Source organism: Pseudomonas sp. 3A(2025), assembly GCF_054589175.1.
In genome coordinates this window covers 37,113-61,243 of record NZ_BAAILM010000034.1, presented here as the reverse complement: position 1 = coordinate 61,243, position 24,131 = coordinate 37,113, and the positions used below count along the sequence as shown (strand labels likewise).

Annotated in this window: 25 protein-coding genes; 15 read left to right on the top strand and 10 right to left on the bottom strand. The window is 61.3% G+C overall.

Annotated elements, in window-relative coordinates; translation table 11 throughout:
• The first annotated feature begins 47 nt into the window (after window positions 1–47).
• Window positions 48–914: a transcriptional regulator HexR gene (gene hexR / locus ACYP2A_RS14195; RefSeq protein ID WP_459745822.1), complete on the top strand. Its 867-nt coding sequence runs from the start codon at window positions 48–50 to the stop codon at window positions 912–914.
• 45 nt (window positions 915–959) lie between these two features.
• Here hexR and ACYP2A_RS14190 read toward each other — a convergent pair whose 3' ends face one another.
• Both ACYP2A_RS14190 and ACYP2A_RS14185 read right to left on the bottom strand, forming a co-directional pair.
• A complete protein-coding gene (locus ACYP2A_RS14190) occupies window positions 960–1,277 on the bottom strand; it encodes a hypothetical protein (protein WP_459745820.1) in 318 nt (105 codons plus the stop codon).
• 39 nt (window positions 1,278–1,316) lie between these two features.
• Entirely contained in the window at window positions 1,317–1,634 is a 318-nt protein-coding gene (locus ACYP2A_RS14185; protein WP_459745819.1) for a hypothetical protein, read from the bottom strand.
• Window positions 1,635–1,833: 199 nt separating this feature from the next.
• On the opposite strand from ACYP2A_RS14185, the gene ACYP2A_RS14180 reads away from it, so the two are divergent.
• Window positions 1,834–2,058, top strand: coding sequence for a PA3496 family putative envelope integrity protein (locus ACYP2A_RS14180; protein WP_459745817.1), 225 nt, complete (start codon window positions 1,834–1,836; stop codon window positions 2,056–2,058).
• Here the strand turns inward: ACYP2A_RS14180 and ACYP2A_RS14175 are convergent.
• Window positions 2,012–2,962 carry a LysR family transcriptional regulator gene (locus ACYP2A_RS14175; protein WP_459745815.1) on the bottom strand — a complete coding sequence of 317 codons (951 nt, stop codon included), beginning with the start codon at window positions 2,960–2,962 and terminating at the stop codon, window positions 2,012–2,014. The two genes, ACYP2A_RS14180 and ACYP2A_RS14175, sit on opposite strands and share 47 nt — an antisense overlap.
• A gap of 177 nt (window positions 2,963–3,139) precedes the next feature.
• On the opposite strand from ACYP2A_RS14175, the gene ACYP2A_RS14170 reads away from it, so the two are divergent.
• The 3 genes from ACYP2A_RS14170 (at window position 3,140) to ACYP2A_RS14160 (ending at window position 7,170) form a co-directional block, all read left to right on the top strand.
• Window positions 3,140–4,555, top strand: a complete 1,416-nt coding sequence (locus tag ACYP2A_RS14170; RefSeq protein WP_459745814.1) for an acetyl-CoA carboxylase biotin carboxylase subunit — start codon at window positions 3,140–3,142, stop codon at window positions 4,553–4,555.
• Window positions 4,556–4,656: 101 nt separating this feature from the next.
• The gene (gene oadA, locus ACYP2A_RS14165) at window positions 4,657–6,465 is read left to right on the top strand and encodes a sodium-extruding oxaloacetate decarboxylase subunit alpha (protein WP_459745812.1); all 1,809 of its coding nucleotides are present in this window, start codon (window positions 4,657–4,659) and stop codon (window positions 6,463–6,465) included.
• A gap of 426 nt (window positions 6,466–6,891) precedes the next feature.
• Window positions 6,892–7,170, top strand: coding sequence for a helix-turn-helix transcriptional regulator (locus ACYP2A_RS14160; RefSeq protein ID WP_459745811.1), 279 nt, complete (start codon window positions 6,892–6,894; stop codon window positions 7,168–7,170).
• A gap of 15 nt (window positions 7,171–7,185) precedes the next feature.
• Here ACYP2A_RS14160 and ACYP2A_RS14155 read toward each other — a convergent pair whose 3' ends face one another.
• From ACYP2A_RS14155 to ACYP2A_RS14145, 3 genes are read right to left on the bottom strand one after another with little or no spacing between them, the layout of a single operon-like run.
• Window positions 7,186–7,863, bottom strand: coding sequence for a GNAT family N-acetyltransferase (locus tag ACYP2A_RS14155; protein WP_459745810.1), 678 nt, complete (start codon window positions 7,861–7,863; stop codon window positions 7,186–7,188).
• Between the two features lie 34 nt (window positions 7,864–7,897).
• The gene (locus ACYP2A_RS14150) at window positions 7,898–8,344 is read right to left on the bottom strand and encodes an N-acetyltransferase family protein (RefSeq protein ID WP_459745808.1); all 447 of its coding nucleotides are present in this window, start codon (window positions 8,342–8,344) and stop codon (window positions 7,898–7,900) included.
• A gap of 10 nt (window positions 8,345–8,354) precedes the next feature.
• Window positions 8,355–8,978 (bottom strand): FMN-binding negative transcriptional regulator, encoded by a 624-nt coding sequence (locus ACYP2A_RS14145; protein WP_459745806.1) that lies wholly within the window; start codon window positions 8,976–8,978, stop codon window positions 8,355–8,357.
• Between the two features lie 92 nt (window positions 8,979–9,070).
• Here ACYP2A_RS14145 and pdxR point away from each other — a divergent pair, with 92 nt between their 5' ends.
• The 5 genes from pdxR to ACYP2A_RS14120 all read left to right on the top strand — a co-directional run bounded on the left by pdxR (window position 9,071) and on the right by ACYP2A_RS14120 (window position 15,303).
• The gene (gene pdxR / locus ACYP2A_RS14140) at window positions 9,071–10,609 is read left to right on the top strand and encodes a MocR-like pyridoxine biosynthesis transcription factor PdxR (RefSeq protein WP_459745804.1); all 1,539 of its coding nucleotides are present in this window, start codon (window positions 9,071–9,073) and stop codon (window positions 10,607–10,609) included.
• Between the two features lie 349 nt (window positions 10,610–10,958).
• The gene (locus ACYP2A_RS14135; protein WP_459745801.1) at window positions 10,959–12,170 is read left to right on the top strand and encodes a YeeE/YedE family protein; all 1,212 of its coding nucleotides are present in this window, start codon (window positions 10,959–10,961) and stop codon (window positions 12,168–12,170) included.
• A gap of 110 nt (window positions 12,171–12,280) precedes the next feature.
• Window positions 12,281–13,153 (top strand): bestrophin family protein, encoded by an 873-nt coding sequence (locus ACYP2A_RS14130; protein WP_459745800.1) that lies wholly within the window; start codon window positions 12,281–12,283, stop codon window positions 13,151–13,153.
• A 117-nt stretch (window positions 13,154–13,270) separates the two neighbouring features.
• The gene (locus ACYP2A_RS14125; RefSeq protein WP_459745799.1) at window positions 13,271–14,182 is read left to right on the top strand and encodes a hypothetical protein; all 912 of its coding nucleotides are present in this window, start codon (window positions 13,271–13,273) and stop codon (window positions 14,180–14,182) included.
• Window positions 14,182–15,303 carry a DUF2314 domain-containing protein gene (locus ACYP2A_RS14120; protein WP_459745798.1) on the top strand — a complete coding sequence of 374 codons (1,122 nt, stop codon included), beginning with the start codon at window positions 14,182–14,184 and terminating at the stop codon, window positions 15,301–15,303. Before ACYP2A_RS14125 ends, ACYP2A_RS14120 begins: the two co-directional genes overlap by 1 nt.
• A 4-nt stretch (window positions 15,304–15,307) precedes the next feature.
• Here ACYP2A_RS14120 and ACYP2A_RS14115 read toward each other — a convergent pair whose 3' ends face one another.
• The 3 genes from ACYP2A_RS14115 to aspA all read right to left on the bottom strand — a co-directional run bounded on the left by ACYP2A_RS14115 (window position 15,308) and on the right by aspA (window position 19,500).
• Window positions 15,308–16,309, bottom strand: coding sequence for an asparaginase (locus tag ACYP2A_RS14115; RefSeq protein ID WP_459745796.1), 1,002 nt, complete (start codon window positions 16,307–16,309; stop codon window positions 15,308–15,310).
• A 19-nt stretch (window positions 16,310–16,328) separates the two neighbouring features.
• Window positions 16,329–17,780 (bottom strand): alanine/glycine:cation symporter family protein, encoded by a 1,452-nt coding sequence (locus tag ACYP2A_RS14110; RefSeq protein ID WP_459746255.1) that lies wholly within the window; start codon window positions 17,778–17,780, stop codon window positions 16,329–16,331.
• A 295-nt stretch (window positions 17,781–18,075) separates the two neighbouring features.
• Window positions 18,076–19,500, bottom strand: coding sequence for an aspartate ammonia-lyase (gene aspA, locus ACYP2A_RS14105; RefSeq protein WP_459745794.1), 1,425 nt, complete (start codon window positions 19,498–19,500; stop codon window positions 18,076–18,078).
• 164 nt (window positions 19,501–19,664) lie between these two features.
• On the opposite strand from aspA, the gene ACYP2A_RS14100 reads away from it, so the two are divergent.
• Window positions 19,665–20,582, top strand: a complete 918-nt coding sequence (locus tag ACYP2A_RS14100; RefSeq protein WP_459745792.1) for a LysR substrate-binding domain-containing protein — start codon at window positions 19,665–19,667, stop codon at window positions 20,580–20,582.
• On the opposite strand, the gene ACYP2A_RS14095 is transcribed toward ACYP2A_RS14100, so the two are convergent.
• Window positions 20,579–21,247 carry a zinc metalloprotease gene (locus tag ACYP2A_RS14095; RefSeq protein WP_459745789.1) on the bottom strand — a complete coding sequence of 223 codons (669 nt, stop codon included), beginning with the start codon at window positions 21,245–21,247 and terminating at the stop codon, window positions 20,579–20,581. The genes ACYP2A_RS14100 and ACYP2A_RS14095 overlap by 4 nt on opposite strands.
• 309 nt (window positions 21,248–21,556) lie before the next feature.
• Here ACYP2A_RS14095 and purE point away from each other — a divergent pair, with 309 nt between their 5' ends.
• From purE to ACYP2A_RS14075, 4 genes are all read left to right on the top strand, one after another.
• A complete protein-coding gene (purE, locus tag ACYP2A_RS14090; protein WP_459745786.1) occupies window positions 21,557–22,048 on the top strand; it encodes a 5-(carboxyamino)imidazole ribonucleotide mutase in 492 nt (163 codons plus the stop codon).
• Between the two features lie 9 nt (window positions 22,049–22,057).
• Window positions 22,058–23,140 (top strand): 5-(carboxyamino)imidazole ribonucleotide synthase, encoded by a 1,083-nt coding sequence (locus tag ACYP2A_RS14085; protein WP_459745783.1) that lies wholly within the window; start codon window positions 22,058–22,060, stop codon window positions 23,138–23,140.
• 109 nt (window positions 23,141–23,249) lie between these two features.
• The gene (locus tag ACYP2A_RS14080) at window positions 23,250–23,498 is read left to right on the top strand and encodes a GlsB/YeaQ/YmgE family stress response membrane protein (RefSeq protein ID WP_459745780.1); all 249 of its coding nucleotides are present in this window, start codon (window positions 23,250–23,252) and stop codon (window positions 23,496–23,498) included.
• Between the two features lie 79 nt (window positions 23,499–23,577).
• Window positions 23,578–24,111: a DUF3299 domain-containing protein gene (locus tag ACYP2A_RS14075; RefSeq protein ID WP_459745777.1), complete on the top strand. Its 534-nt coding sequence runs from the start codon at window positions 23,578–23,580 to the stop codon at window positions 24,109–24,111.
• Window positions 24,112–24,131 lie beyond the last annotated feature (20 nt).

The following is a 24,131-nucleotide window of genomic DNA, read 5'->3' as shown; positions in this document are numbered from 1 at the left end:
CAAGCCAGCTACATACCCGCCAATGCTTCCTTGATCGAGTCCTGCCCGTGAATCTGCTGCAACACATCACCCAGTCCCGTCATCTGCTGCGCAAGTCGGAGCTTAAAGTTGCCGATCATGTGCTGCTCGATCCTGCGGCTGTGATGCACAGTTCAATGGCCGATCTGGCGCACAGCGTCGGTATCAGCGAGCCGACCATCGTGCGTTTTTGCCGCGCCATCGGCTGCACCGGCTTTCAGGACCTCAAGCTCAAGCTGGCCCAGAGCCTGGCGGCGGGCGCCAGTTTCGGTCAGTTCGCGATTCATGAAGACGACTCGGTCGCCGACTACAGCCTGAAGATTTTCGACACCACGCTGCACACCCTGATGGAAGTGCGCGAAAACCTCGACCCGCATGCCTTGCAACTGGCCGTGACCGCCATGGCCGGCGCGACGCGAGTGGAGTTTTATGGTTTCGGCGCCTCGGGTGCCGTGGCAGCCGATGCCCAGCACAAGTTCTTCCGCTTGCTGCTGACCGCTGCGGCTTACTCGGACCCGCACATGCAGGCCATGTCGGCGGTGACCCTCAAGCCTGCGGATGTCGCGGTGTGCATCTCCCAATCGGGGCGCTCCAAGGACCTGCTGATCACCGCCAACATGGTCCGCGAAAGCGGTGCAACGCTGATCACCCTGTGCCCGAGCCAGACGCCGCTGGCCGAACTGTCGACCATCAACCTGGCCATCGACGTTCACGAAGACACCGAGATCTACACCCCGCTGACCTCGCGTATCGCGCATCTGGTGGTCATCGATGTACTGGCGATGGGCGTGGCCATGGCCCGTGGTCCGAGCCTGGTCAACCACCTGAAAAGCGTCAAGCGCAGCCTGCGCAGCCTTCGGTTGTCGCCCAAGTCGATCAAGAACCACGACGACTGACAGCGAACCGGGGTTCGCTGTCAGGTTCGGCGTGCAAGCAGTGAATCAGGACTTAGGCGTCAAACCGGTGATGCTCAGGACCAGTTCGCGCTCATGGTAGATCGACACGCTTTCATACTTGATCAGGTCGAACCGGGAGAAGGACACAGGTTTGTAGATCAATGGCGTGGCGCCAAAGGCGGCTTCTTCTGTCAGCTTGATATCAAGATGCAGGTGAGTCTCGGAGGACTCCTGTCCCAGGACCAGTTCTGCCTGGTACGCAGCAGTCGGTACCATCACATTGCCCGAGACCTTGATCTCGCGCTTGTTGGTGCTGGCTACGTCTTCGAATTTGATTTCCCAGTGTTGGGTTGCAATAGTCATTTCAGTCTTCCTTGATTATAGGGTTCATGCCTGATTGATTCAGGGCTTGGGTTGCATCAGAAAATCGGTAATCACAAGGATCATGTCGCCCTCGTGATAGATCGATACAGTGTTGTATTTCATCGGTCCTGGTACGAAGAACGACACAGGCTTGTCAATCAGCGGTTCAGGTGCGCTTTCACACCAGAGAGGCAATGCAACCTCAAGATGCAACTCGGATGACGCCTGATCCGAGACCTGAGTCAGCGTGGCATCGAATGCACCACCGACAACGCTTACCAGCCCCGAAATCCGCAGGCCTTCAGCGCCCGGAGTGTTGTCGAATCGAATGTCCCAGTTTCTGGTTTGAATGCTCATGTTGATCTTCCCTGGTTGATTGAGTGGAGCAGTGCTGCGAGTCCAGAGTCGCTGATGAGCATTGTTACCGTGCACTACATAAATATTTTCTGCGCCTGGGCCTCAGAATCTTTCATTAACTTGTCACGCTTTTGCCGCGTTTTCGTCATTGCCCAAGGCCACTCTGTATGTCCCGCACAACGTATTGGGAGTACAGGAAATGGCTCGGCACTACGATGATTTGCAGCACAGCTCAGTCAAGACCCGCCGTCAGCAGGAAGATCAGCGGCGCATGGAATTTCGCCGTGCGATCGAGATGCGCTGCGAAGAGCGGCGTCTGAACCAGACGTTTTGCGACTATCTGGACCTCGACAGCCTCCCCGAGCAGCACTGGCAGGTCAGCCCGTCTTCTGCCGACCGTCGAAGCGCTCGACCAGCCGGCTGATCTGCGCCCGTTCGGTGCGGATGAAGTTCAGGAACGCATGCGCGACCGGCGACAAACGCTTGTCGCGGGCCTGAACCACGCACCAGCTACGGTACAGCGGCAATTCGGCCACCGGCAGCTCGGTGAGCGTGCCGGCGGCCAGCTCTGCACTGACCGCATGACGGGTCAGCATGGCCAGCCCTAACCCGGCCACCACGCACTCGCGCTGGGCTTCGCTGGAGGACACTTCCAGGGTCTGGTTGAAGTGCACGCGCTTCTCCTTGAAATACTCCTCGCAGGCCTTGCGTGTGCCTGAACCATTTTCGCGCACCAGCAGCGGCCAGGGCTCCAGATCCTTGAGCGCCAGTTGTGGCTGCGCGCACAGTGGATGATCGTTCGGCGCCACGGCGACAATCGGGTTATTGAGAAACGGCAAAAACTCCAGGTCCATGTCCTGCGGCACCATCGACATCACTACCAGATCGTCGCGGTTGTCGGCCAGACGGCGGATGATCTGCGCACGATTGACGACGGCCAGCGCCAGGCTAACCTCTGGGTAGCGGCGCTTGAAGGCCGCGAACAAATGCGGAACGAAGTATTTGCAGCTCGACTCGATGGCCAGTTTCAGCTGGCCTTGCAACGAGCCCTGCATGTCCGAAAGCTGCATGTCCAGATTTTCGAGCCGGCCGAAAATATCGCGGCTGGCGTGGCGCAAGGCTTCGGCGGCTTCGGTCAGGTAGAGCTTTTTGCCCACGTACTCGAACAGCGGCTGGCCGATCAGTTCCTCCAGCTGACGCATTTGCAGGCTGACGGCAGGTTGAGTGAGCGACATTTCTTCGGCAGCGCGGCTGTAAGAGCGCAGGTCACAGACTTCGTTGAAAGTACGAAGTTGTTTTAATGTCATACGCATCAATGACTTACGCATTTAATCAGCCTTATAACCGCTCAATGAATGGCCAACTATAAGTCTTTGCTTATGCTTCACCCAATTTTTACTGATTTTTGTTTATTCACGATCCCGCATAGGGTGGCAGTGCGTCGACGCGTCACATGTGCTGTTACAAAAACAATGCGGTCTGTACCAATGATCGAGGAAAAGCCAGTGATCAAAAAAATTCTGATCGCCAACCGTGGAGAGATTGCCGTCCGGATCGTGCGCGCTTGCGCCGAGATGGGCATTCGCTCGGTGGCGATCTACTCGGACGCCGATCGGCATGCACTGCATGTCAAACGCGCCGACGAAGCCTATAGCATTGGCGCCGAACCCCTTGCCGGTTATCTGAACCCGCGCAAGCTGGTCAACCTGGCCGTGGAGACCGGCTGCGATGCCCTGCACCCAGGCTATGGTTTTCTCTCGGAAAACGCAGAGCTTGCCGACATTTGCGCCGAGCGCGGAATCAAGTTCATCGGCCCCTCGGCTGAAGTCATTCGCCGCATGGGCGACAAGACCGAAGCGCGGCGCAGCATGATCAAGGCCGGTGTGCCGGTCACGCCGGGTACCGAAGGCAACGTGGCCGACATCGCCGAGGCGCTGGTCGAAGGCGACCGCATCGGCTACCCGGTAATGCTCAAGGCGACCTCCGGTGGCGGCGGTCGCGGCATCCGCCGTTGCAACAGCCGCGAAGAACTGGAGCAGGCCTTTCCACGGGTGATTTCCGAGGCGACCAAGGCGTTCGGTTCGGCCGAAGTGTTCCTGGAAAAATGCATCGTCAATCCCAAGCACATCGAGGCGCAGATCCTCGGCGACAGTTTTGGCAATGTGGTGCACCTGTTCGAGCGCGACTGCTCGATCCAGCGCCGCAACCAGAAGCTGATCGAAATCGCCCCCAGCCCGCAACTGACCCCCGAGCAGCGTGCCTATATCGGCGACCTGTCGGTGCGCGCCGCGAAAGCGGTGGGTTACGAGAATGCTGGCACCGTGGAGTTTCTGCTCGCCGAGGGCGAGGTGTACTTCATGGAGATGAACACCCGGGTGCAGGTCGAGCACACCATCACCGAAGAAATCACCGGCATCGATATTGTCCGCGAGCAGATCCGTATCGCCTCGGGTCTGGCGCTGTCGATCAAGCAGGAAGACATCATTCATCGCGGCTTTGCGTTGCAGTTCCGGATCAACGCCGAAGACCCGAAAAACGGCTTTCTGCCCAGCTTCGGCAAGATCACCCGTTATTACGCCCCCGGCGGGCCGGGCGTGCGCACCGACACGGCGATCTACACCGGCTACACCATTCCGCCGTATTACGACTCGATGTGCTTGAAGCTGATCGTCTGGGCCTTGACCTGGGAAGAGGCCATGGACCGCGGCCTGCGCGCACTGGACGACATGCGCTTGCAGGGTGTGAAGACCACCGCCGCCTATTACCAGGAAATTTTGCGCAACCCTGAATTCCGTACTGGCCAGTTCAACACCAGCTTCGTCGAAGCGCACCCGGAACTGACCAACTACTCGATCAAGCGCAAACCCGAAGAGCTGGCCCTGGCCATCGCCGCCGCCATCGCCGCCCACGCCGGTCTATGAATGAGCAGCTGCAAGTTGTGAGCTGCAAGCTGCAAGTAAAAGCCATGCGCGCTGTTACTTGTGGCTTGTAGCTGAAAACTTGCCGCTATGAGGAGATATAAATGACAAAGAAAATCTTCGTTACTGACACCATTCTGCGTGACGCTCATCAGTCGCTGCTGGCGACCCGCATGCGCACCGACGACATGCTGCCGATCTGCGACAAGCTCGACAAGGTCGGCTACTGGTCGCTGGAAGTGTGGGGCGGCGCGACTTTCGATGCCTGCGTGCGCTTTCTCAAGGAGGACCCATGGGAGCGCCTGCGCAAGCTGCGCGCCGCGTTGCCCAACACCCGCCTGCAAATGCTCTTGCGCGGCCAGAACCTGCTCGGCTACCGGCATTACAGCGATGACGTGGTCAGGGCGTTCGTCGCCAAGGCGGCGGTCAACGGTATCGACGTGTTCCGTATTTTCGACGCCATGAACGACGTGCGTAACCTGCGCGTGGCCATCGAGGCGGTCAAGGCGTCGGGCAAACACGCCCAGGGCACCATCGCCTACACTACCAGCCCCGTGCACACCATCGACGCCTTCGTGAAGCAGGCCAAACAGATGGAAGCCATGGGCTGCGACTCGGTGGCGATCAAGGACATGGCCGGCCTGCTGACCCCCTACGCCACCGGCGAGCTGGTCAAGGCACTGAAGGACGAGCAATCGCTGCCGATCTTCATTCACTCTCACGACACCGCAGGCCTGGCCGCGATGTGCCAGCTCAAGGCGGTCGAGAACGGCGCCGAACACATCGACACCGCGATCTCCAGCTTCGCCTGGGGCACCAGCCATCCGGGCACCGAGTCGATGGTTGCCGCCCTTAAAGGCAGCGAATTCGATACCGGCCTTGACCTTGAGCTGTTGCAGGAGATCGGCCTGTACTTCTATGCCGTGCGCAAGAAGTACCACCAGTTCGAAAGCGAATTCACCGCCGTCGACACCCGGGTGCAGGTCAACCAGGTGCCAGGCGGGATGATCTCCAACCTCGCCAACCAGCTGAAAGAGCAGGGCGCGCTGAGCCGCATGAGCGAAGTGCTGGCCGAGATTCCGCGGGTGCGCAAAGACCTCGGCTACCCGCCGCTGGTGACTCCGACCTCGCAGATCGTCGGCACCCAGGCGTTCTTCAACGTGCTGGCCGGCGAGCGCTACAAGACCATCACCAACGAGGTGAAGCTGTACCTGCAAGGCGGCTACGGCAAGGCGCCGGGCGAAGTCGACGAGAAACTGCGTCGTCAGGCCATCGGCAACGAAGAACTGATCGACGTGCGTCCCGCCGACCTGCTCAAGCCGGAAATGACCAAGCTGCGTGCCGACATCGGCGCCTTGGCCAAGTCTGAAGAAGACGTGCTGACGTTCGCCATGTTCCCGGACATTGGTCGCAAGTTCCTCGAAGAGCGCGCCGCCGGCACCCTGGCGCCCGAAGCCCTGCTGCCGATTCCCGAAGCCGGCGGTGTGGCGCGTGCCGGTGGCGAAGGCGTGCCGACCGAGTTCGTCATCGACGTGCACGGCGAGACCTATCGCGTCGATATCACCGGTGTCGGCGTCAAGGCCGAAGGCAAGCGTCACTTCTACCTGTCGATCGACGGCATGCCGGAAGAAGTGGTGTTCGAGCCGCTCAACGAATTCGTCAGCGGCGGCGGCAGCAAGCGCGGCCAGGCCAGCGCGCCGGGCCATGTCAGCACCACCATGCCGGGCAACATCGTCGATGTGCTGGTCAAGGAAGGCGACACGGTCAAGGTCGGCCAGGCGGTATTGATCACCGAAGCCATGAAGATGGAAACCGAAGTCCAGGCCTCGATTGCCGGCAAGATCGTCGCGATTCATGTGGCCAAGGGCGACCGGGTCAACCCGGGCGAAATCCTGATCGAGATCGAAGGCTGACAGCCACGCACAGATTCAACGGTTAACCTCATTGGGGAGCGAATAGCTCCCCTTTTTTATTTTCTTTGGCTGACCTGTAGGAGTGAGCGAAGCTCGCGAATGCTACTTGTAAGAGGCAGCTCTGCTGGCGATTGAGCGCGAAGCGCTCACAGAAATTTCTGAAACGCTGACATTTTACGACTGCTAGTGCAGCCGATCGCGATGGTCCGGCATTCCGGCAGAGACGGATCGCCGCCCGCTCCCTCCTACATCCAATGTTTGCTGCGCGACAGCGCGGCGCCATGGCGGCGGGTGATCTCCTACGGATTCGATGTCAGACAAAATCTGCATTAAAGTGCACTTTATGTGACTGGCATGCTATTAAAAGTGCATTAAAGTGCAGATCAAGCTTCAGCTTTTCTTTAATGGCCACCACTGGACCCTGTTATGACGCTGTCCATCGATGCCCGCATTCTGCTGATCGAAAGCGTCCAGCAAGGCATTGCCGACGGCAGCCTGCAACTGGGCGAAGCGGTAAAACGCCTGCGCGTGGAGGGCGCGAAGATGCACCAGAGCGACTATGCGCGGCTGTGCAAAATCTCGGTTCGCACGCTGATCCAGATCGAGCAGGGCGAGGGCAATCCGACGCTCAAATCGCTGAATGCGCTGTTTCGGCCGTTCGGGCTGCAGATGGGCGTGGTCAGGCGTCAGCGAGAAATAAGCTGACGCCCGAACCCGCTATCAAGCATCGCTGCGCAAGGCTTCGAGGGTCTTGAGCTGCTGGCCATCGGCAAAGTTATCCACCGACAGCCAGTGTTCGAAGGCCTGTTGCAGGGCCGGCCATTCGCTGTCGAGGATCGAGAACCAGGCGGTGTCGCGGTTAACGCCCTTGATCACCATGTGCTGGCGGAAGGTGCCCTCGAAGCTGAAGCCGAAGCGCTCGGCGGCGCGGACCGAACGGGCGTTGTTGGCGTTGCACTTCCATTCCAGGCGGCGGTTGCCCAGGGCAAAGGACTCGCGGGCCAGCAGGTAAATGGCCTCGGTGCTCTTGGGCGTGCGTTGCATCGCGGCGCCAAAGGTGACGTGGCCGATCTCGATGCGGCCCTGGGCAGGCACGATGGACATCAGGCTGAGAACACCTTCGACCTTGCCGCTGGCCCGGTCGATGACGCTGTAGAACCATGGGTCAGTGTCGGCGGCATGACGTTGCAGCCAGGCATCGAAGTCGCTGCGCGCCTCGAAAGGGCCGTAAGGCAGATAGTCCCAGAGCTTGCGGTCCGAGGCCGGGCCTTCGAGCACGTCCCAGAGGTCGTCGCCATGGCGTGCCGGGTCGAGTTTTTCCAGACGGATAAAGCGGCCTTCCAGTGGCTTGACGGTCGGCAGACTTGCGGGCTGCCAGTTCAACAGGGCATCGGACATGAGCGGGCGTTCCTGAAAATGAGAAGGGACGGGATCAAAACGTCTTGCGAAACTGGATGAAACCACCGCGCTCGGCAACCCGCTCGTACAGCTTGATGGCCGTGGCGTTGGTTTCGTGGGTCAGCCAGTGGACCTTCTGGCTGCCTTGTTCCTGGGCGCGGGCGTAGACGTATTCGATCAACTGGCGGCCAACGCCGCCGCCGCGTTGCTGCGGGTCGACGAACAGGTCCTGCAAATAGCAGGCATCGCCGATGCTCCAGTTGGAGCGATGAAAGATGAAGTTGACCATGCCGATGGCCGTGTCGCCTTGCCAGGCCAGCGCCGAATGGGTCGGTTCCTGGGGATCGAGCAGGCGCTGCCAGGTCGAGGTGGTGACGTCGTCGGCCAGTTCGGTCTGGTAAAAGTGCAGGTAAGCCTGCCACAGCGCCAGCCAGGCGGCGTGGTCGTTGGCGCTGACGGGGCGGATCAGGATATCGGTCATAAAGGGGCCTTCAGCTCATCAACTGAGCGATACGTTGATTGTGTGGATCGGGGCTGGCCGCCAGGCCTTCGCGCACACCGTCGATGTCGGCGGCGCTGCGGTTCTGGCTGAGCTTGCGCTTGCCTTGAAGGCGATCGATGGGCAGAGCAAAACCGACGATGGCGCCGAGCATCTTGTCGATGTAGTCGGCCGGTGCATCGTCGATGGACCAGGGCTTGTCGCGGCCCGCTTCATGGCGTTCGCTCAGGGCACCGAGCAATGCGCGCAAGGGCGCCGCCTCGGTGATCAGTTGCGGGCGGCCCCAGGCGTGCACCGACAGGTAGTTCCAGGTCGGCACCGCTTTGCCGTGCTCGGCCTTGCTGGGGTAGAACGACGGGCTGACGTAGGCATCTTCGCCGGCAAATACCAGCAGCACTTCAGCATCGCCTGCCAGTTCGCGCCATTGCGGATTGGCCTTGGCCAGGTGGCCATACAACGTGCCGTGCGGGCCTTGATCGCGGCGCAACAGCAGCGGCAGGTGGGTGGCTATCAGGCCTGACTCGCCGTGGGTGACCAGCAGGGCCAGGCGGCAGTGCTCGATTTGCTGCCATTGGCTGTGCAGGTCTTCGTCTTTGAAGGCGGCGGGTACATACATGCGAATTCTCCCCTTGGCGGATGAGCGAATCCTAGGCAGGCTATTGGTTCTTGGTAAGAGCCATTAACGTGTCTTTTGATGGGACCAATCCGGTGAGCCATAACCCTTCGGTATTTCCTTTCGACCCGGCCGGTATTCAACTCGACCGCCGTCAGGGTTTGAGCCGCCAGTTGTATCAATGGCTGCGCGAGCGGATTCTCGACGGGCGACTGGCCAGCGGCACGCGCTTGCCGGCCAGTCGCGATCTGGCGGCGGCATTGAGTATTTCTCGTAACAGCGTGATGCGCGCTTTCGATCAGTTATATGCCGAGGGCTTTACCGAAGGACGGGTGGGCGACGGTACCTATGTGGCGCGTCTGCCCAGCCCGGCAAAACAGTTATCCACTCAGTTGTCCACAGGGTTATCAACAAGGTTATCGACAGGTTTATCCACAAAAGAGCTAAAAAAACCGTCATTGGTGCCCGAAAAAGTTATCCACAGTACGGCGCTCGATCTCCTGCAAACCCATCATTTACCGCCGCCAAAACACGGCGAACCGCGTGCGTTTCGCGTCGGTGTACCGGCGTTCGATCTGTTTCCCTTCGCAACGTGGGGCAAGTTGTACGCGGCTTTCTGGCGAAAACCCGACCTGCAACAGCTTGGTTATGGGGCGCCTGCCGGCGACGGTCGCTTGCGTGAGCTGATTGCGCTGTACTTGCGTTCTTCACGCGGGTTGTCGTGTACGGCTGAGCAAATTGTGATCACCAGTGGCGCGCAGCAAGCCATCAGCCTTTGTGCACAATTGCTGCTCGACGTCGGTGATGCGGTGGCAGTGGAGAATCCGGGCTATCGCGCCGCCGCCAATGCCTTTGCGATTGCCGGGGCACGTTTGCAGGGCATGCCGGTAGATAACGAGGGCATGTGCTGCGCGCAACTGGAGGCCACCGGCTGCACGCTGGCCTATGTCACGCCCTCGCACCAATACCCCACCGGGGTGGTGATGAGCCTGGCGCGACGGCTTGAATTACTGGCCTGGGCGCACCGCACCCACGGCTGGATCGTCGAGGACGATTACGACGGCGAGTACCGCTACAGCGGCGCGCCGCTGGCACCGTTGGCCGCCCTCGACAGTCAGGGGCGGGTGCTGTATGTCGGCACCTTCGGCAAGATTGCCTTTCCGGCGTTGCGTCTGGGGTATCTGGTGCTGCCGCAGGTGCTGGTCGAGCCGTTCGGTCAGCGGCGGGCGCTGGACATGCGCCATTCCGAGGCCGTGACCCAGACGGTCATGGCGCAATTTATCGCCCAAGGGCATTTTCAGCGGCATATCCGCCGCATGCGCCGCGCTGCCCTGAGCCGCCGCGATGCGTTGCTGGCGGGCTGGCCGCAAGCGCTGCCCGGTTGCGCGCCGATGCCTTGCCCGGTGGCGGGGTTGCATGTGGCGGTCAAGGTCGACAGCCTGGCCCGCGAACAGGAACTGGTGGCCCAGGCCGAGGCGGTCGGGGTCGAGATCAACCCGCTGAGCGATTACTGGCTGCCGGACTCGACCACGCCTGTGGATAAACGCGCCGGTCTGGTGTTGGGCTTTGCCGCGGTTCCGGAGGCGGAGATTGCGGATGCGTTGGCGCGACTGCACAAGGCGTGGATGCTGTAGGAGCGGCCGGGCGGCGATCCGCTTTAGCCGCGAAGGGGCAGACTGTGAATAAGTGGCGTGTCTTTCCCGGCTGAAGCCGGTCCTACGGGCTAATGCCGATTAGTTAAGGGCAGCACGCATCTGTAGGAGGCAGCTCTGCTGGCGATGAGGGCAGTAAAATCGGCACATCTGCTGCGTCTGTACCGCAGCAATCGCCAGCAGAGCTGCCTCCCACAAGTGCGTGCCGAAGCCTAACTGATCGGCATTAGTCCTACGGGCGTGGCAATTGTCGTAAAAACGTTAATTTCGGGCCGAACAACCACGGCGTCTTTATACTCGGCGACCTTTCTTTGCTGGCCTGGAAACATCCATGAATCATTCGCTTTCGGCCACGCCCGGTCGCCGGCTTGGCGCGCCACTGACGGCGCTGTTTCTACTGCTGATGGGCGCGCAGTTTCTGCAGCTTGCCGTCGGCGTGCGTCAGGTGCTGCTGTTGCTGGTCGGCGCGGCGCTCGGGGTGACGCTGTATCACGCAGCGTTCGGTTTCACCTCGGCCTGGCGGGTGTTTATCCTGCAGCGGCGTGGCGCCGGGCTGCGTGCGCAGATGGTCATGCTGGCCGTGGCGGTGGTGCTGTTTTTCCCGACCCTGGCGGCCGGCACGCTGTTTGGCCAGCCGGTCAACGGCCTGGTGGCGCCGGCCGGGGTGTCGGTGATTGTTGGCGCGTTCATTTTCGGCATTGGTATGCAACTGGGCGGCGGTTGTGCGTCCGGTACGCTGTTTACCGCCGGCGGCGGCAATGCGCGAATGCTGGTGACCCTGGTGTTCTTCATTCTCGGCTCGCTGATCGCCACCCACCATGTGCACTGGTGGTTCTCGCTGCCGTCCATACCGGCCACCTCCATGGTCAAGAGCCTGGGGTGGGTGCCGGCGCTGCTGCTTAACCTGACGATTTTTGCCCTGATCGCCTGGCTGTCGGTGCACCTTGAAAAGCGCCGGCATGGCCAGCTCGAAGGTGCGTTTGTCAGCGAGCATCGCGGCTGGCAGCGCTTGCTGCGCGGTCCCTGGCTGCTGGTCTGGGGCGCGGTGGCCCTGGCGTTGCTGAACTACGCGACCCTGGCGCTGGCCGGTCGGCCGTGGGGTATCACTTCGGCCTTTGCCTTGTGGGGCGCGAAGATCGCCACCGGCGTGGGGCTGGATGTCGCCAGCTGGCCGTTCTGGCAAAGCGCCGGCAATGCCAAGGCGCTGGCTGCGCCGGTGTGGCAGGACATCACCAGCGTGATGGACATCGGCATCATGATCGGCGCGTTGCTGGCGGCGGGCCTTGCCGGGCGCTTTGCGCCGAACCTGAACATTCCACGGCGCTCGCTGGTGGCGGCGGTGATCGGCGGCCTGCTGCTTGGCTATGGTTCGCGGCTGGCGTATGGCTGCAACATCGGCGCCTATTTCAGCGGTATTGCATCGGGCAGCCTGCATGGCTGGCTGTGGCTGATCGCGGCCTATATGGGCAACTGCATCGGCGTTGCGCTGCGGCCGTTTTTCTTTCCCGGCGAACGCCCGCAGTCGACACTCAGCGGCTGCTGAAACGAACCAACCCGCCATTTTGCATTCAAAGTCTCTTGCAATCGTGAGGGGCTTTGACTGACGCCCCGCGCACTTATCGATAAGCGGGGTGGCCTTTGCAAAAAATGATCATGGGAAAACTCAGGTTTGTCGGCCAGACCTTTGGCTATGTCGGCTGGTCGCTGTTCTGGCTGTTGATCTGGGACGTGATTGTCACCGTCGATTTCATGCTGTTTCTCGATTACAAATATTCGTTCCCGGCCATGCCGCTGACCCTCTTGGGTTCGGCGCTGGTGGTGCTGACCAGCTTTCGCAACTCCAGTGCCTATAACCGCTGGTGGGAAGCACGAACGCTATGGGGCGCGCTGGTCAACAGTTCGCGCAGCTTCGCCCGTCAGGTATTGACCCTGATCGAGGACGACGATGGCCCCAACCCGGTCAAGGCCATATTGCTGCACCGGCATGTGGCGTATGTAAAGTGCCTGTCGGCGCACCTCAAGGGCGGCATGTGCGGCGAAGACGTGCAAAAGCTGATCTCGCCAGAAGAGTTCGAACGCCGCCACGAGACCAACAACTTTCCCAATGACCTGCTGAGTGTCTCGGCGATGCTGATCGCCCGGGAATATCAGGCCGGACGCCTGGACAGCATCCGCCTGGCGCGCATCGAGTCGACGCTGGTCGACATCTCCAACTGCCAGGGCGGCATGGAGCGTATCGCCAACACGCCGTTGCCGTACCCGTACGTGGTCTTTCCACGGCTGTTCATCACCCTGTTCTGTCTGATCGTGCCGATCGGCCTGGTCGAAACCCTGGAATGGTTCACGCCGCTGGCCTCGACCGTGGTCGGCTTCATGCTGCTGGCCATCGAAAAGATCGGTACCGACCTGCAAAGCCCGTTTCGTGCCAGCGAGCATGAGATTCAGATGAAGGCCCTGTGCGAGAACATCGAGCGCAACCTTGATTCGATGAAGCGCGGTGTGGAGGTCGAAAGTCGTATCAACTGAAGGACGCGGTTGAGACACGGGTCACAAACCTGCGGCGCAGAGGCTTTCACGGTGAACCAAGCGAAATCCCGAGGCTCTCAAAGGCCTTCAAGTGTTCTTACAAGGAAGCAAAACATCATGCAGCCGTCGTCCTCTGCGTTGTCCCCGGGTCAATTGATCGCCACTTACAAACACGGCAAGGGATTTCTGATTTTTACCCTGGGCTTCGGCATCTTCATGCTGGGCCTGGCCGCGTTTGTCCTGTACCTGCAAACCATCCTGCCCGTGGCCGATACGGGCCCGGTGGTCATCGAGTCGGCTGGCCGACGCGGTATGACGATGCAGTTTTCCAGCCACAACATGATGATCTACTGCGCCAGCGCCTTTCTGGCGTTCGTGGCGGTGTGCCTGTTTGCCATCTACGCCTCGCAACGCAAGCTTCGCGCGCCGGTGTACGAGGTGTACGAGCACGGCATCGCGCAGATCACCGGTGCGCAGAAGGACTATGTGCCTTATGTCGAAATCGAAGACCTGTACCTGTTCGGCTCGGGGCAGACCGCGACCAGCGGCCTGGTGACCAACGTCGCGTGGCGCCGCAATGCCAGCGAACCGTTTCGCCGGGTAACGGCATCGCTCAAGGGCTTCGAAGATTTCCAGCATCAGGTACGCGAGCTGTACCTGAACGCCCGCTTGCCAGTGGTGCTCGACACCTTGCAAGCCGGCCAGAAGGTGACGTTCAACGCCATCGGCACCGGCCAGCTGTGGATCAAGCGCATCACCGGCAACTTCCTCAAGGTCACCACCCAGCCGATCTACCTGACCCGCGATGACCTTGAAGTTCAGGGCCGCAAGGTGCCGGTGTCAGTGCTGCGCAGCGTCGACCTCAACAGCTGGACCGAGAAGGTCGTGATCAGGGACGAGGCCGGCAAGCCGCTGTTTTCGGCGGTGGCCACGGCGATCATGAGCCATGACCTGTTCCTCAACACCCTCAATGTGCTGCTGCATGCTGAACACCCACAGCCTGCGTCTGGCGAGCCGGTGCTGGCCTGATGACCGAGCAGCTTATTTATACGCAGCCCGAAAGCGCTGACTTTGCCGCGGCCGTGGCCAGCGCCCAGGCGACCTTCAAGTTTCTCTGGCGCGAGATTTCCTGGGAGCGGCGGCGCATCGTTCCCGGTCTCGATATGGCGGCGGTCAAGGTGTCGTTTGCGGTCGATATAAACGACCCGTCGACGCCGTCGGTGGAGAACATGTGGGTGACTGACATTGATTTCGATGGTCAGAACCTGCACGGCGTACTGATGAACGAGCCGCAATGGGTCGGCTCGCTGCGTGCCGGCGACCCGGTCACGGTGCCGGTGGCGGACTTGAATGACTGGATCTACGTGACCTGCGGCCGGGTGTATGGCGGCTTCACCATCGACGCCTTGCGCGCAGGTATGGGGGCTGCCGAACGTGACGAGCACGACCAGGCCTGGGGGCTGGATTTCGGCGAGGTCGGGCGTATCGCGCTGGTGGCACAAGACCCGCCGGTATTGTTGGGGCGCAACCTCGACAGCCCGGCCGATCAGGCGGCGCTGGCGACGCTGGAACGCAGCGAGCACCCGATGAGCGTTAACGCGCTGGACAAGATCAAGGAAGGCCTGCGCCAGGACCCGAAGCTGGTCAACGATTTCGATGATGACGGCTGGACACTGCTGCACCGTGAAGTGCTGGCCGGCAATTTCGAGTTCGTTCGTGCGCTGGCCAAACAGGGCGCCGATATCAAGGCACCCAACCGCAACGGCCATACGCCGTTGATGCTGGCAAGGATGGCCGGCTGGCCACGCTTGATCGATGCGCTGCAAGAGGGTTTTCCGCTGTGGCCGATTGGCCTGGCGCTGGTGTTGGCTGCGCTGGGCTGGCTGTATTTTCTGGTGTGGCAGCCGTTGCAGAGCTTCTGGGGCGGCCAGCGAGGCGTCAGTATCGACGGCCCGATGCCGTTTGTGGGCGCGGTGCTGTTATTGGGAATGGGCCTGGTGTCGTGCACCGGGCCCTGGTATTTCCATCTGCGCGAGCGCACCCCGCTGTTGGGTAAATCGCGTGCGCTGGATCTGGGAGCGATGCTGCTGGGGCTGTTGCTGGCGTTTGTGCTGCACGACCAGTTGCAGGCCTACGTGCGCGGCTTCTGAGCGCTTAACGCAGTTCGCCGCACAGGTCGAGTTCGACCAGGCGGCGGACTTCGTCCACTGGCAAGCCGCTGCCCAGCAGGGCCTGCAACTTGCCCAGTACCGCTTCGCGGGTCATGCCGCCGCCAGACACCACGCCCACACCGCGTAGACGGCTGCCGGCTTCGTATACATCCAGCTCGACACCGCCTTCATGGCATTGGGTAATGGCGACCACGACAATCCCTTGTTCCTGCGCCCGCGCCAGGCTGGCGAGGAAGGCCGGGTTGTCGCTGGGACCGGTGCCGCTGCCGAAGCATTCCAGCACCAGGCCCTGCACGCCGCTGTCGATCACGCCATCCAGTTGGGCGATGCCCAGCCCCGGAAACAACGGCACGATGGCAATCGATGCTTCGGTTTTAGCCTGGCGGTAGTGCAGCGCCTCTGGCAAATCCCCCACCGGCGCGCCGCCACGCGAGCGTTGCAGGGCGGCGAACGGGTGACGGCCGAAGCTGCGAATCTTGGCGCAACGGGTCGGCTGCAGTTGTTCACCATGAAAGTACAGGTGCACACCGGCTGGCAGACCGCCGCCCAGTGCCTGCAAGGCGCCGTTGACGTTTTCCCAGGCATCACTGTCAGGCACACCGGCCGGCAGCATGGAACCGGTAAACACCACCGGCGCATTCAGGCCCAGCAACTGGAAGCTTAACGCTGCTGCGCTATAGGCCAGGGTGTCGGTGCCATGCAGCACCAGCACCGCATCGCAGCCTTCATCCACTGCTTCGATAACGGCTTCACGCAAGCGCAGCCAGTAGGCGGGGGTCATGTTGGCGCTGTCGATCAGCGGCGCCATCTCGCGAAAGCGCCATTGCGGGACGACAAGCTCCGGCAGTTCAGCCAGTTGGGCGGCCATCCGCGCCTCGAAGCCCGAGGCCGGTGCCAGGCCGTTGGCACTGGCCTGCATGCCGATAGTGCCGCCGGTGTAAAGAACCATCACGCGCAGAGCGGGTTGATGAATGTCAGGCGTCATGGTTCTTCTTCCTTACTGATTAACGGGCGCTTGGGACAGGGTCAGCGGTTTCGCCGGTCTTGACCTGCGGGGTCTGGCTCGGGTTGGCCGGCCAGGCGTTGCGGTCCAGGTCCAGGTCCGGGAACTTGCTGGAGTCGAACACCGGGGTCTTGATACCGGCCTTACGCTGGTCATCGTAATCGCGCAGGATGCGCATGGCGACCTTGAACAGCAGGGCCAGGGCGATCAGGTTGACGAACGCCAGCAGGGTCATGGTGATGTCGGCGAAGGCGAACACGGTGTTGAGGTTGACCATCGAGCCCCACAGGATCAGCACCAGCACGAGTATGCGATACGCAACGATGGCCTTGATCTTTTCACCGACCAGAAAGCGCAGGCTGTTTTCACCCAGGTAGTAGTTGTAGAGGATCGAGGTGAATACGAACAACGCCAGCGCCACGCTGATGAAGATCCGGCCCCAGTCACCGACCACGGCTGCCAGCGAGTTTTGCGCCAGGACGATGCCGTTGCCGCTGTAGCCAACGTCATAGATACCCGACAGCAGGATCAGCAACGCGGTGCAGGTGCAGATCACGAAGGTGTCGAGGAACACGCTGAAGGCCTGAACCACACCCTGAGAAACCGGGTGCTCGACCTGCGCCACGGCGGCCACGTTTGGCGCGCTGCCCAGGCCAGCTTCGTTGGCGAACACACCGCGTTTCACGCCCATGACGATAGCGCTGCCGATCAGGCCGCCAAACACCGGGTCAAGGCCGAAGGCGCTCTTGACGATAGTCATCAGCATGCCGGGAACGTGTTCGATCTGCAGGGCGATGACGTAAATGGTCACGGCGATGTAGATCAGGGTCTTGACCGGTACCAGCAGGTCGGAGATGGCCGCGATGCGCTTGATACCACCGATGAAGCCCAGGCCCAGCAGGATGGCCAGGCAGATGCCGGTGACCGTGTGGTCGATGCCGAAGGCGCCATTGAGCGAGTCGGTAACCGCGTGCGATTGCAGGCCGTTGAAGGCGAAGCCGAAGGTCACCAGCAGCAGAACCGCCATGATCTTGCCCAGCCAGCGTTTGCCCAGGCCATGCTGGATGTAATACGACGGGCCGCCACGGTACTGGCCTTCGGAGTCCTTGCGCTTGTACAGCTGGGCAAGGGAACACTCGATGAAGCTGCTGGACATGCCCACCAGTGCGGTGACCCACATCCAGAACACAGCGCCCGGACCACCCAGGGTCACGGCCAGGCCGACGCCTGCGATGTTACCCGCACCGACACGGCCGGCGAGGCTGAGCATCAGGGCCTGAAACGAACTCAGTTGACCGGAGCTGCTGCGCAGGCTGTCGCGGAACACCGCGAACATGTGGAGGAAGTGACGGAACTGCACGAAGCGCGAGCGGACAGTGAAGTACCCACCAAGGCCAACGATCAGTACGATCAGTACTTTTCCGGAAAGGAAGTCGTTGGTGACTTCCAGCACGTGGTTCATGAATTCCAGCATCTTATTATTTCCTCGCTACTTTTTGAGGGGGCGCACTATACCGGTGCAAATAGTCAACGTCTGTAGCCGCTTTCTTGTGTATCTAAAAATTCATCTGCGGCCCTGGGACGAATGCTTTCGTAAGGGGTGTACGAAAGCGCTGTGCCGAAATTTGGTTTCCTCCTTGAAAGTCGGTATTCGGCGTTTAAAAAAAGGGCCTGGAGCAACCGCTCCAGACCCTCAAAGGAAGAGGGGTGTCTAGGCCCTCAGCCTGGTGATCGATGTACGCACAGCCTCAAGCCTTCAGCGGCGCCAGGCGCGGTGCAATCATGTTCTCGGGGCGCAGGATGTCGGCCAGGACTTCGTCGTCCAGCAGGCCTTCTTCACGCACCAGCTCCAGCACGCCGCGGCCTGTTTCCAGGGCAATACGGGCGATACGTGTGGAGTTTTCGTAGCCGATGTACGGGTTCAGCGCGGTGACCAGACCGATCGAGTGCTCGACCAGCTCGCGGCAGCGTTGCTCGTTGGCGGTGATGCCGACGATGCAGTGCTCGCGCAGCATGTCCATGGCGCGTTGCAGCAGGCGGATCGAGTCGAAGATCTTGTAAGCGATCAGCGGCTCCATCACGTTCAGTTGCAACTGGCCGCCTTCAGCAGCGATGGTCAGTGCCAGGTCGTTGCCGATGATGGCGAAGGCCACCTGGTTGACGGCCTCCGGGATCACCGGGTTGACCTTGCCCGGCATGATCGAGCTGCCTGGCTGACGCGGCGGCAGGTTGATTTCGTTGATGCCGGTGCGTGGGCCGCTGGACAGCAGGCGCAGGTCGTTACAGATTTTCGACAGCTTGACCGCGGTACGCTTGAGCATGCCGGAGAACAGCACGAAGGCGCCCATGTCGGAGGTCGCTTCGATCAGGTCGGCCGCCGGCACCAGCGGCTGGCCGCTGATGGTCGCCAGGCGCTGCACGGCCAGGTTCTGGTAGCGCGGGTCGGCGTTGATGCCGGTGCCGATGGCGGTTCCGCCCAGGTTGACTTCGGTCAGCAGCTCCGGTGCCAGGCTGCGCAGACGGTTGAGGTCTTCGGTCAGGGTGGTGGCGAAGGCGTGGAATTCCTGGCCCAGGGTCATCGGCACCGCGTCTTGCAACTGGGTACGGCCCATTTTCAGGACGTGGCTGAACTCTTCGCTCTTGGCGCTGAACGCATTGATCAGGCTGTCGAGGCTGGCCAGCAGGGCGTCATGACCGAGCAACAGACCCAGGCGGATGGCCGTTGGGTAGGCGTCGTTGGTCGACTGCGCCATGTTCACGTCGTTGTTGGGGTGCAGGTACTTGTACTCGCCTTTTTCATGGCCCATGGCTTCCAGGGCAATGTTGGCGATGACCTCGTTGGCATTCATGTTGGTCGAGGTGCCGGCACCGCCCTGAATCATGTCGACCACGAACTGATCGTGGAAATCGCCACGCACCAGGCGGGCGCAGGCTTCACTGATAGCGGCGTGCTTGGCTTCGTTGAGATGGCCCAGCTCGTGGTTGGCATCGGCTGCCGCCTGCTTGACCATGGCCAGGGCCACGACCAGTTTCGGATAGTGCGAAAGAGGAACGCCGGAGAGGTGAAAGTTGTTCACCGCACGCAGTGTCTGGATTCCGTAGTAGGCATTGGCCGGTACTTCAAGAACACCCAGCAGGTCTTTTTCGATACGCGATGATGCAGGCGAGGACATGATAGAACTCATCTCAGGAAAGGCATGAATGATGCCGGAACACCGCGATAGTGGGCCTCTGCGCGATTCTTGACTAATGCTGTTACACACTGCCCCATGCAACAACGGCATAATGTCGTGTGACTCGACTATGCATGTGACCCAAAGAGTGTCCGGAGGATGCGATGAACCTGGAAAGCAAATGGCTGGAGGATTTCAGCGCACTGGCCGCGACCCGCAGTTTTTCCCAGGCGGCCGAACGTCGTTTCGTCACCCAGCCGGCCTTCAGCCGGCGGATTCGCAGCCTTGAGGCAGCCTTGGGGCTGGTGTTGGTCAACCGTTCGCGCACCCCTATCGAGCTGACTGCCGCCGGGCAGTTGTTTCTGGTCACCGCGCGAACGGTGGTCGAGCAACTGGGCGAGGTGGTGCGCCATCTGCACCATCTGGAAGGCGGGCAGGGCGAGGTGATTCAAGTGGCGGCAGCGCATTCGCTGGCGCTGGGCTTCTTTCCGCGCTGGATCGCGCACTTGCGCAACGACGGGCTGAACATCGCCACCCGCCTGGTTGCCACCAACGTCGGTGAGGCGGTGCATGCCCTTCGCGAAGGCGGCTGCGACCTGATGCTGGCCTTCTACGATCCCGATGCGGCGTTGCAGATGGACGCCGAAATCTTCCCGTCGCTGCACCTGGCGCACAGCGAGATGCTGCCGGTGTGCGCCGCCGACGAGCAGGGCCAGCCGCTTTATGACCTGGAAAATGGCAGCAGCCTGCCGTTGCTGGCCTACAGCGCCGGCGCCTTTCTGGGGCGCTCGGTGAACCTGTTGCTGCGCCAGAGCAACCTGCGCTTTACCACGGTGTACGAGACCGCCATGGCCGAAAGTCTCAAGTGCATGGCCATGGAAGGTCTGGGTGTGGCCTGGGTGCCGCGCCTGAGCATGCGCGCCGAACTTGAGCGCGGTGAGCTGGTGGTCTGTGGCGGACCGCAGTGGCATGTACCGCTGGAGATCCGCCTGTACCGCTGCGCACTGGTGCGCAAGGCCAATGTGCGGCTGCTGTGGCGCAAGCTCGAGGGCGGGATGGTCCAGCCCGCCGGGCAGGCTTAAGGTGCGGCGTTACCATTCAAATACTCATGAATGGCCTGCCGGTTCTTGTCGCTGAACACGAAGCAGTTGGCGAACAACGCTGAATGTTCGGGGTACATCAACGTTCGGCAAGGCGGGAAGGAAAGCAGGCGGGTTTCGGCATTCTCGTGGGTGGCGCCCAGCATGTGGCCGATTTCATGGCCGATGGTGTTGTAGGCCCTGATCGAGGCAATGGCGATGCCTCTGTTGCTGTACGCCACTCCCATGACCTCCGGGGTCACGTTGTGGCGGGTGATCAGCAGGTATTTGTGGTATTTGGTCGACAGCGGCAGATTGCGGGCCTCGATGTAATCCAGCACACGGTTTTGCCACTCGCGCATGGTCTGCGCGTCATCCCCTTGTCGATAGCCGAAGTCGGTCATGCCCGGTGTGTTGACTACCCGGATCACATTGACCCGACGACCGGTAACCTGAGTCAACTCCTTGAGAAACCATTCCAGGTAGTCCGGCCCAAGGTCAGCGACTTCTCTGGGGTCCAGCTGGTCATGAATGAAAAGGGTCAGAAAAATCGGCGCGGGGGCGCCGGCATCGACGCTGTCGGGGTCAGGTTCCGGGGGCGCTGCCAGCGCGGTGGCGCACAAGAGCAGGGCAAGGCACAGCAGCAGGATCAATCCTTTGATGTTCATGGTTCATGATTCCATTCGTCGAACGTGAGAAATGCCAGACAGAAGGTCCGGCTTCACGACGCAACTAATCGCATTGCCGGGCAAAATGTCAGTGCCCAAAGCCTGCAGGATCACTTGCCGATGTCGATGCGTTTTGTAGGGCGATGCCCGGTACAAAACGGGGTGCTTTTGTTCTTGCACTTTGCGCTATACTGCGCGGCCTTTGGCCGGCCCGACCGGTCATTTTTCGTACAACAAGCCACGCCGGTCGCCCTGCGTGGCTTGTTGTTTTTAGACGCGCCTGCGGGCGCCCGATGAAGAGGCACGACGATGAGTGCACTGGTTGGCGTGATCATGGGCTCCAAGTCCGATTGGTCCACCCTTAGCCACACCGCCGATATGCTGGAAAAGCTCGGCATTCCTTTCGAAGTCAAGGTGGTGTCTGCGCACCGTACGCCGGACTTGCTGTTCCAGTACGCCGAAGAGGCTGAGGGCCGCGGCATCGAAGTGATCATCGCCGGCGCTGGCGGCGCTGCCCACTTGCCAGGCATGTGCGCGGCCAAGACGCACCTGCCGGTGCTGGGCGTGCCGGTGCAGTCCTCGATGCTGTCGGGCGTCGATTCGTTGCTGTCGATCGTGCAGATGCCCGCCGGTATTCCGGTCGCGACCCTGGCCATCGGCCGGGCCGGCGCCATCAACGCCGCCTTGCTGTCGGCCAGCATCCTGGGCGCCAAGCACCCGCAGTTCCATGCCGCGCTCAAGCAGTTCCGTACCGAGCAGACAGAAACCGTCCTGGACAATCCGGACCCGCGCAACGCCTGAGGTGTTTCCATGAAGATCGGTGTTATCGGTGGCGGCCAGCTGGGCCGCATGTTGGCACTGGCGGGCACTCCGCTGGGGATGAGCTTCGCCTTTCTCGACCCGGCGCCGGATGCGTGTGCGGCGTCTTTGGGCGAGCACTTGCGTGCCGATTACGGCGATCTGGATCACCTGCGCCAACTGGCCGACGAAGTCGACCTGGTGACGTTCGAGTTCGAAAGCGTGCCGGCTGAAACCGTGGCTTTTCTGTCACAGTTCGTGCCCGTCTACCCGAGTGCCGAGTCGCTGCGCATCGCGCGTGACCGCTGGTTCGAGAAAAGCATGTTCAAGGACCTGGGCATCCCGACGCCTGAGTTCGCCGACATTCAGTCGCAGGCCGACCTGGACGCTGCCGTGACCCGTATCGGCCTGCCGGCAGTGCTCAAGACCCGTACCCTGGGCTACGACGGCAAGGGCCAGAAGGTTCTGCGCAGCCAGGCCGATGTGACCGGCACCTTTGCCGAACTGGGCAGCGTGCCGTGCCTGCTGGAAGGTTTCGTGCCGTTCACCGGTGAAGTGTCGCTGATCGCCGTACGCGGTCGCGACGGTGAGGCGCGCTTCTATCCGCTGGTGCACAACACCCACGACAACGGCATTTTGCGTCTGTCGATTGCCAGTACCGATCATCCGTTGCAAGCGCTGGCCCAGGATTACGCCGGGCGGGTGCTCAAGCAACTCGATTATGTGGGCGTGCTGGCGTTCGAGTTCTTCGAAGTCGACGGTGGCCTGAAAGCCAACGAGATCGCGCCACGGGTGCACAACTCCGGGCACTGGACCACCGAAGGCGCCGAGTGCAGCCAGTTCGAGAACCACCTGCGTGCCGTGGCCGGCCTGCCGCTGGGCTCTACCGCCAAGGTGGGCGAGAGCGCGATGATCAACTTCATCGGTGAAGTGCCGGCGGTCGAAGCGGTGCTGGCGGTGGACGATTGCCATCTGCACCACTATGGCAAGGCGTTCAAGGCCGGCCGCAAGGTGGGTCACGCCACCGTGCGCAGCGCCGACCTGGCGACCCTTGATCGTCAGGTCAAAAAGGTTCAGGCGCTGGTCAAGTCCTGAGCCCCACCGGTCGTTCCCCGGAACCATCTGCTTCCCCCATCCTCAGATAGCGGTAAGCCAATGCCGTTATCGGGGTTGGCGTGTGCAACTCATGAAGAGGGAAAGCGTTATGGGGATTCTCGGGACTATTTTTATCGGTTTGATCGTGGGCCTGCTGGCGCGCTTTCTGAAACCGGGCGATGACAGCATGGGCTGGATCATGACCATCGTGCTGGGTATCGCAGGCTCTCTGGCCGCCACCTACGGCGGTCAGGCATTGGGCATCTACCGGGCAGGCGAGGGCGCAGGCTTTTTCGGCGCACTGGTCGGCGCGATCATTCTGTTGGTGATCTACGGTTTCATTAAAAAGAAATCATGAAACCTGCGTTCCGGCCCCCTGCATTCGCGAATGCAGAGGGCTAGAATGCGCGGCTTCCATCCTCTTGCCGAGCCCTTCGATGCGCCGCTTCCTGTTGCTGACCCTGCTGCTGGTATCCACGCTGGCTCGCGCCGAACTCCCTGAAACCGACTGGCTGGAGCTGATGCCAGCATCGGATCAGCGTGCACTGGAGGCGATGCCGGAGATCGAGCACGATTCGCCCGAAACCCAGGGCACCTTCGACAGCAAGGGCGGGCTCAAGCAGAGCAAGGGCTTGCCGGCGGTGATGTATTCGGCCAAGACCGTGGCTGCCATGAACGGCAAGACCATTCGTCTGGGCGGCTACCCGGTGCCACTGGAAACCGACGCCAAGGGCCACAGCACGCTGTTTTTCCTGGTACCGTATCCGGGCGCCTGCATCCACGTACCGCCACCGCCGCCCAACCAACTGGTGCTGGTGCGCTACCCCAAAGGCCTGAAGCTGGACGACATCTACACGCCGTTGTGGGTCGTTGGCACCCTCAAGGTCGAGAAGATCAGTAACGATCTGGCCGATGCCGCGTATGCCATGGATGCGTCGAAGGTCCGCGTCGTAGTCGACTCGGACCTTTAGGGCACCCTTTGAACTCTCAA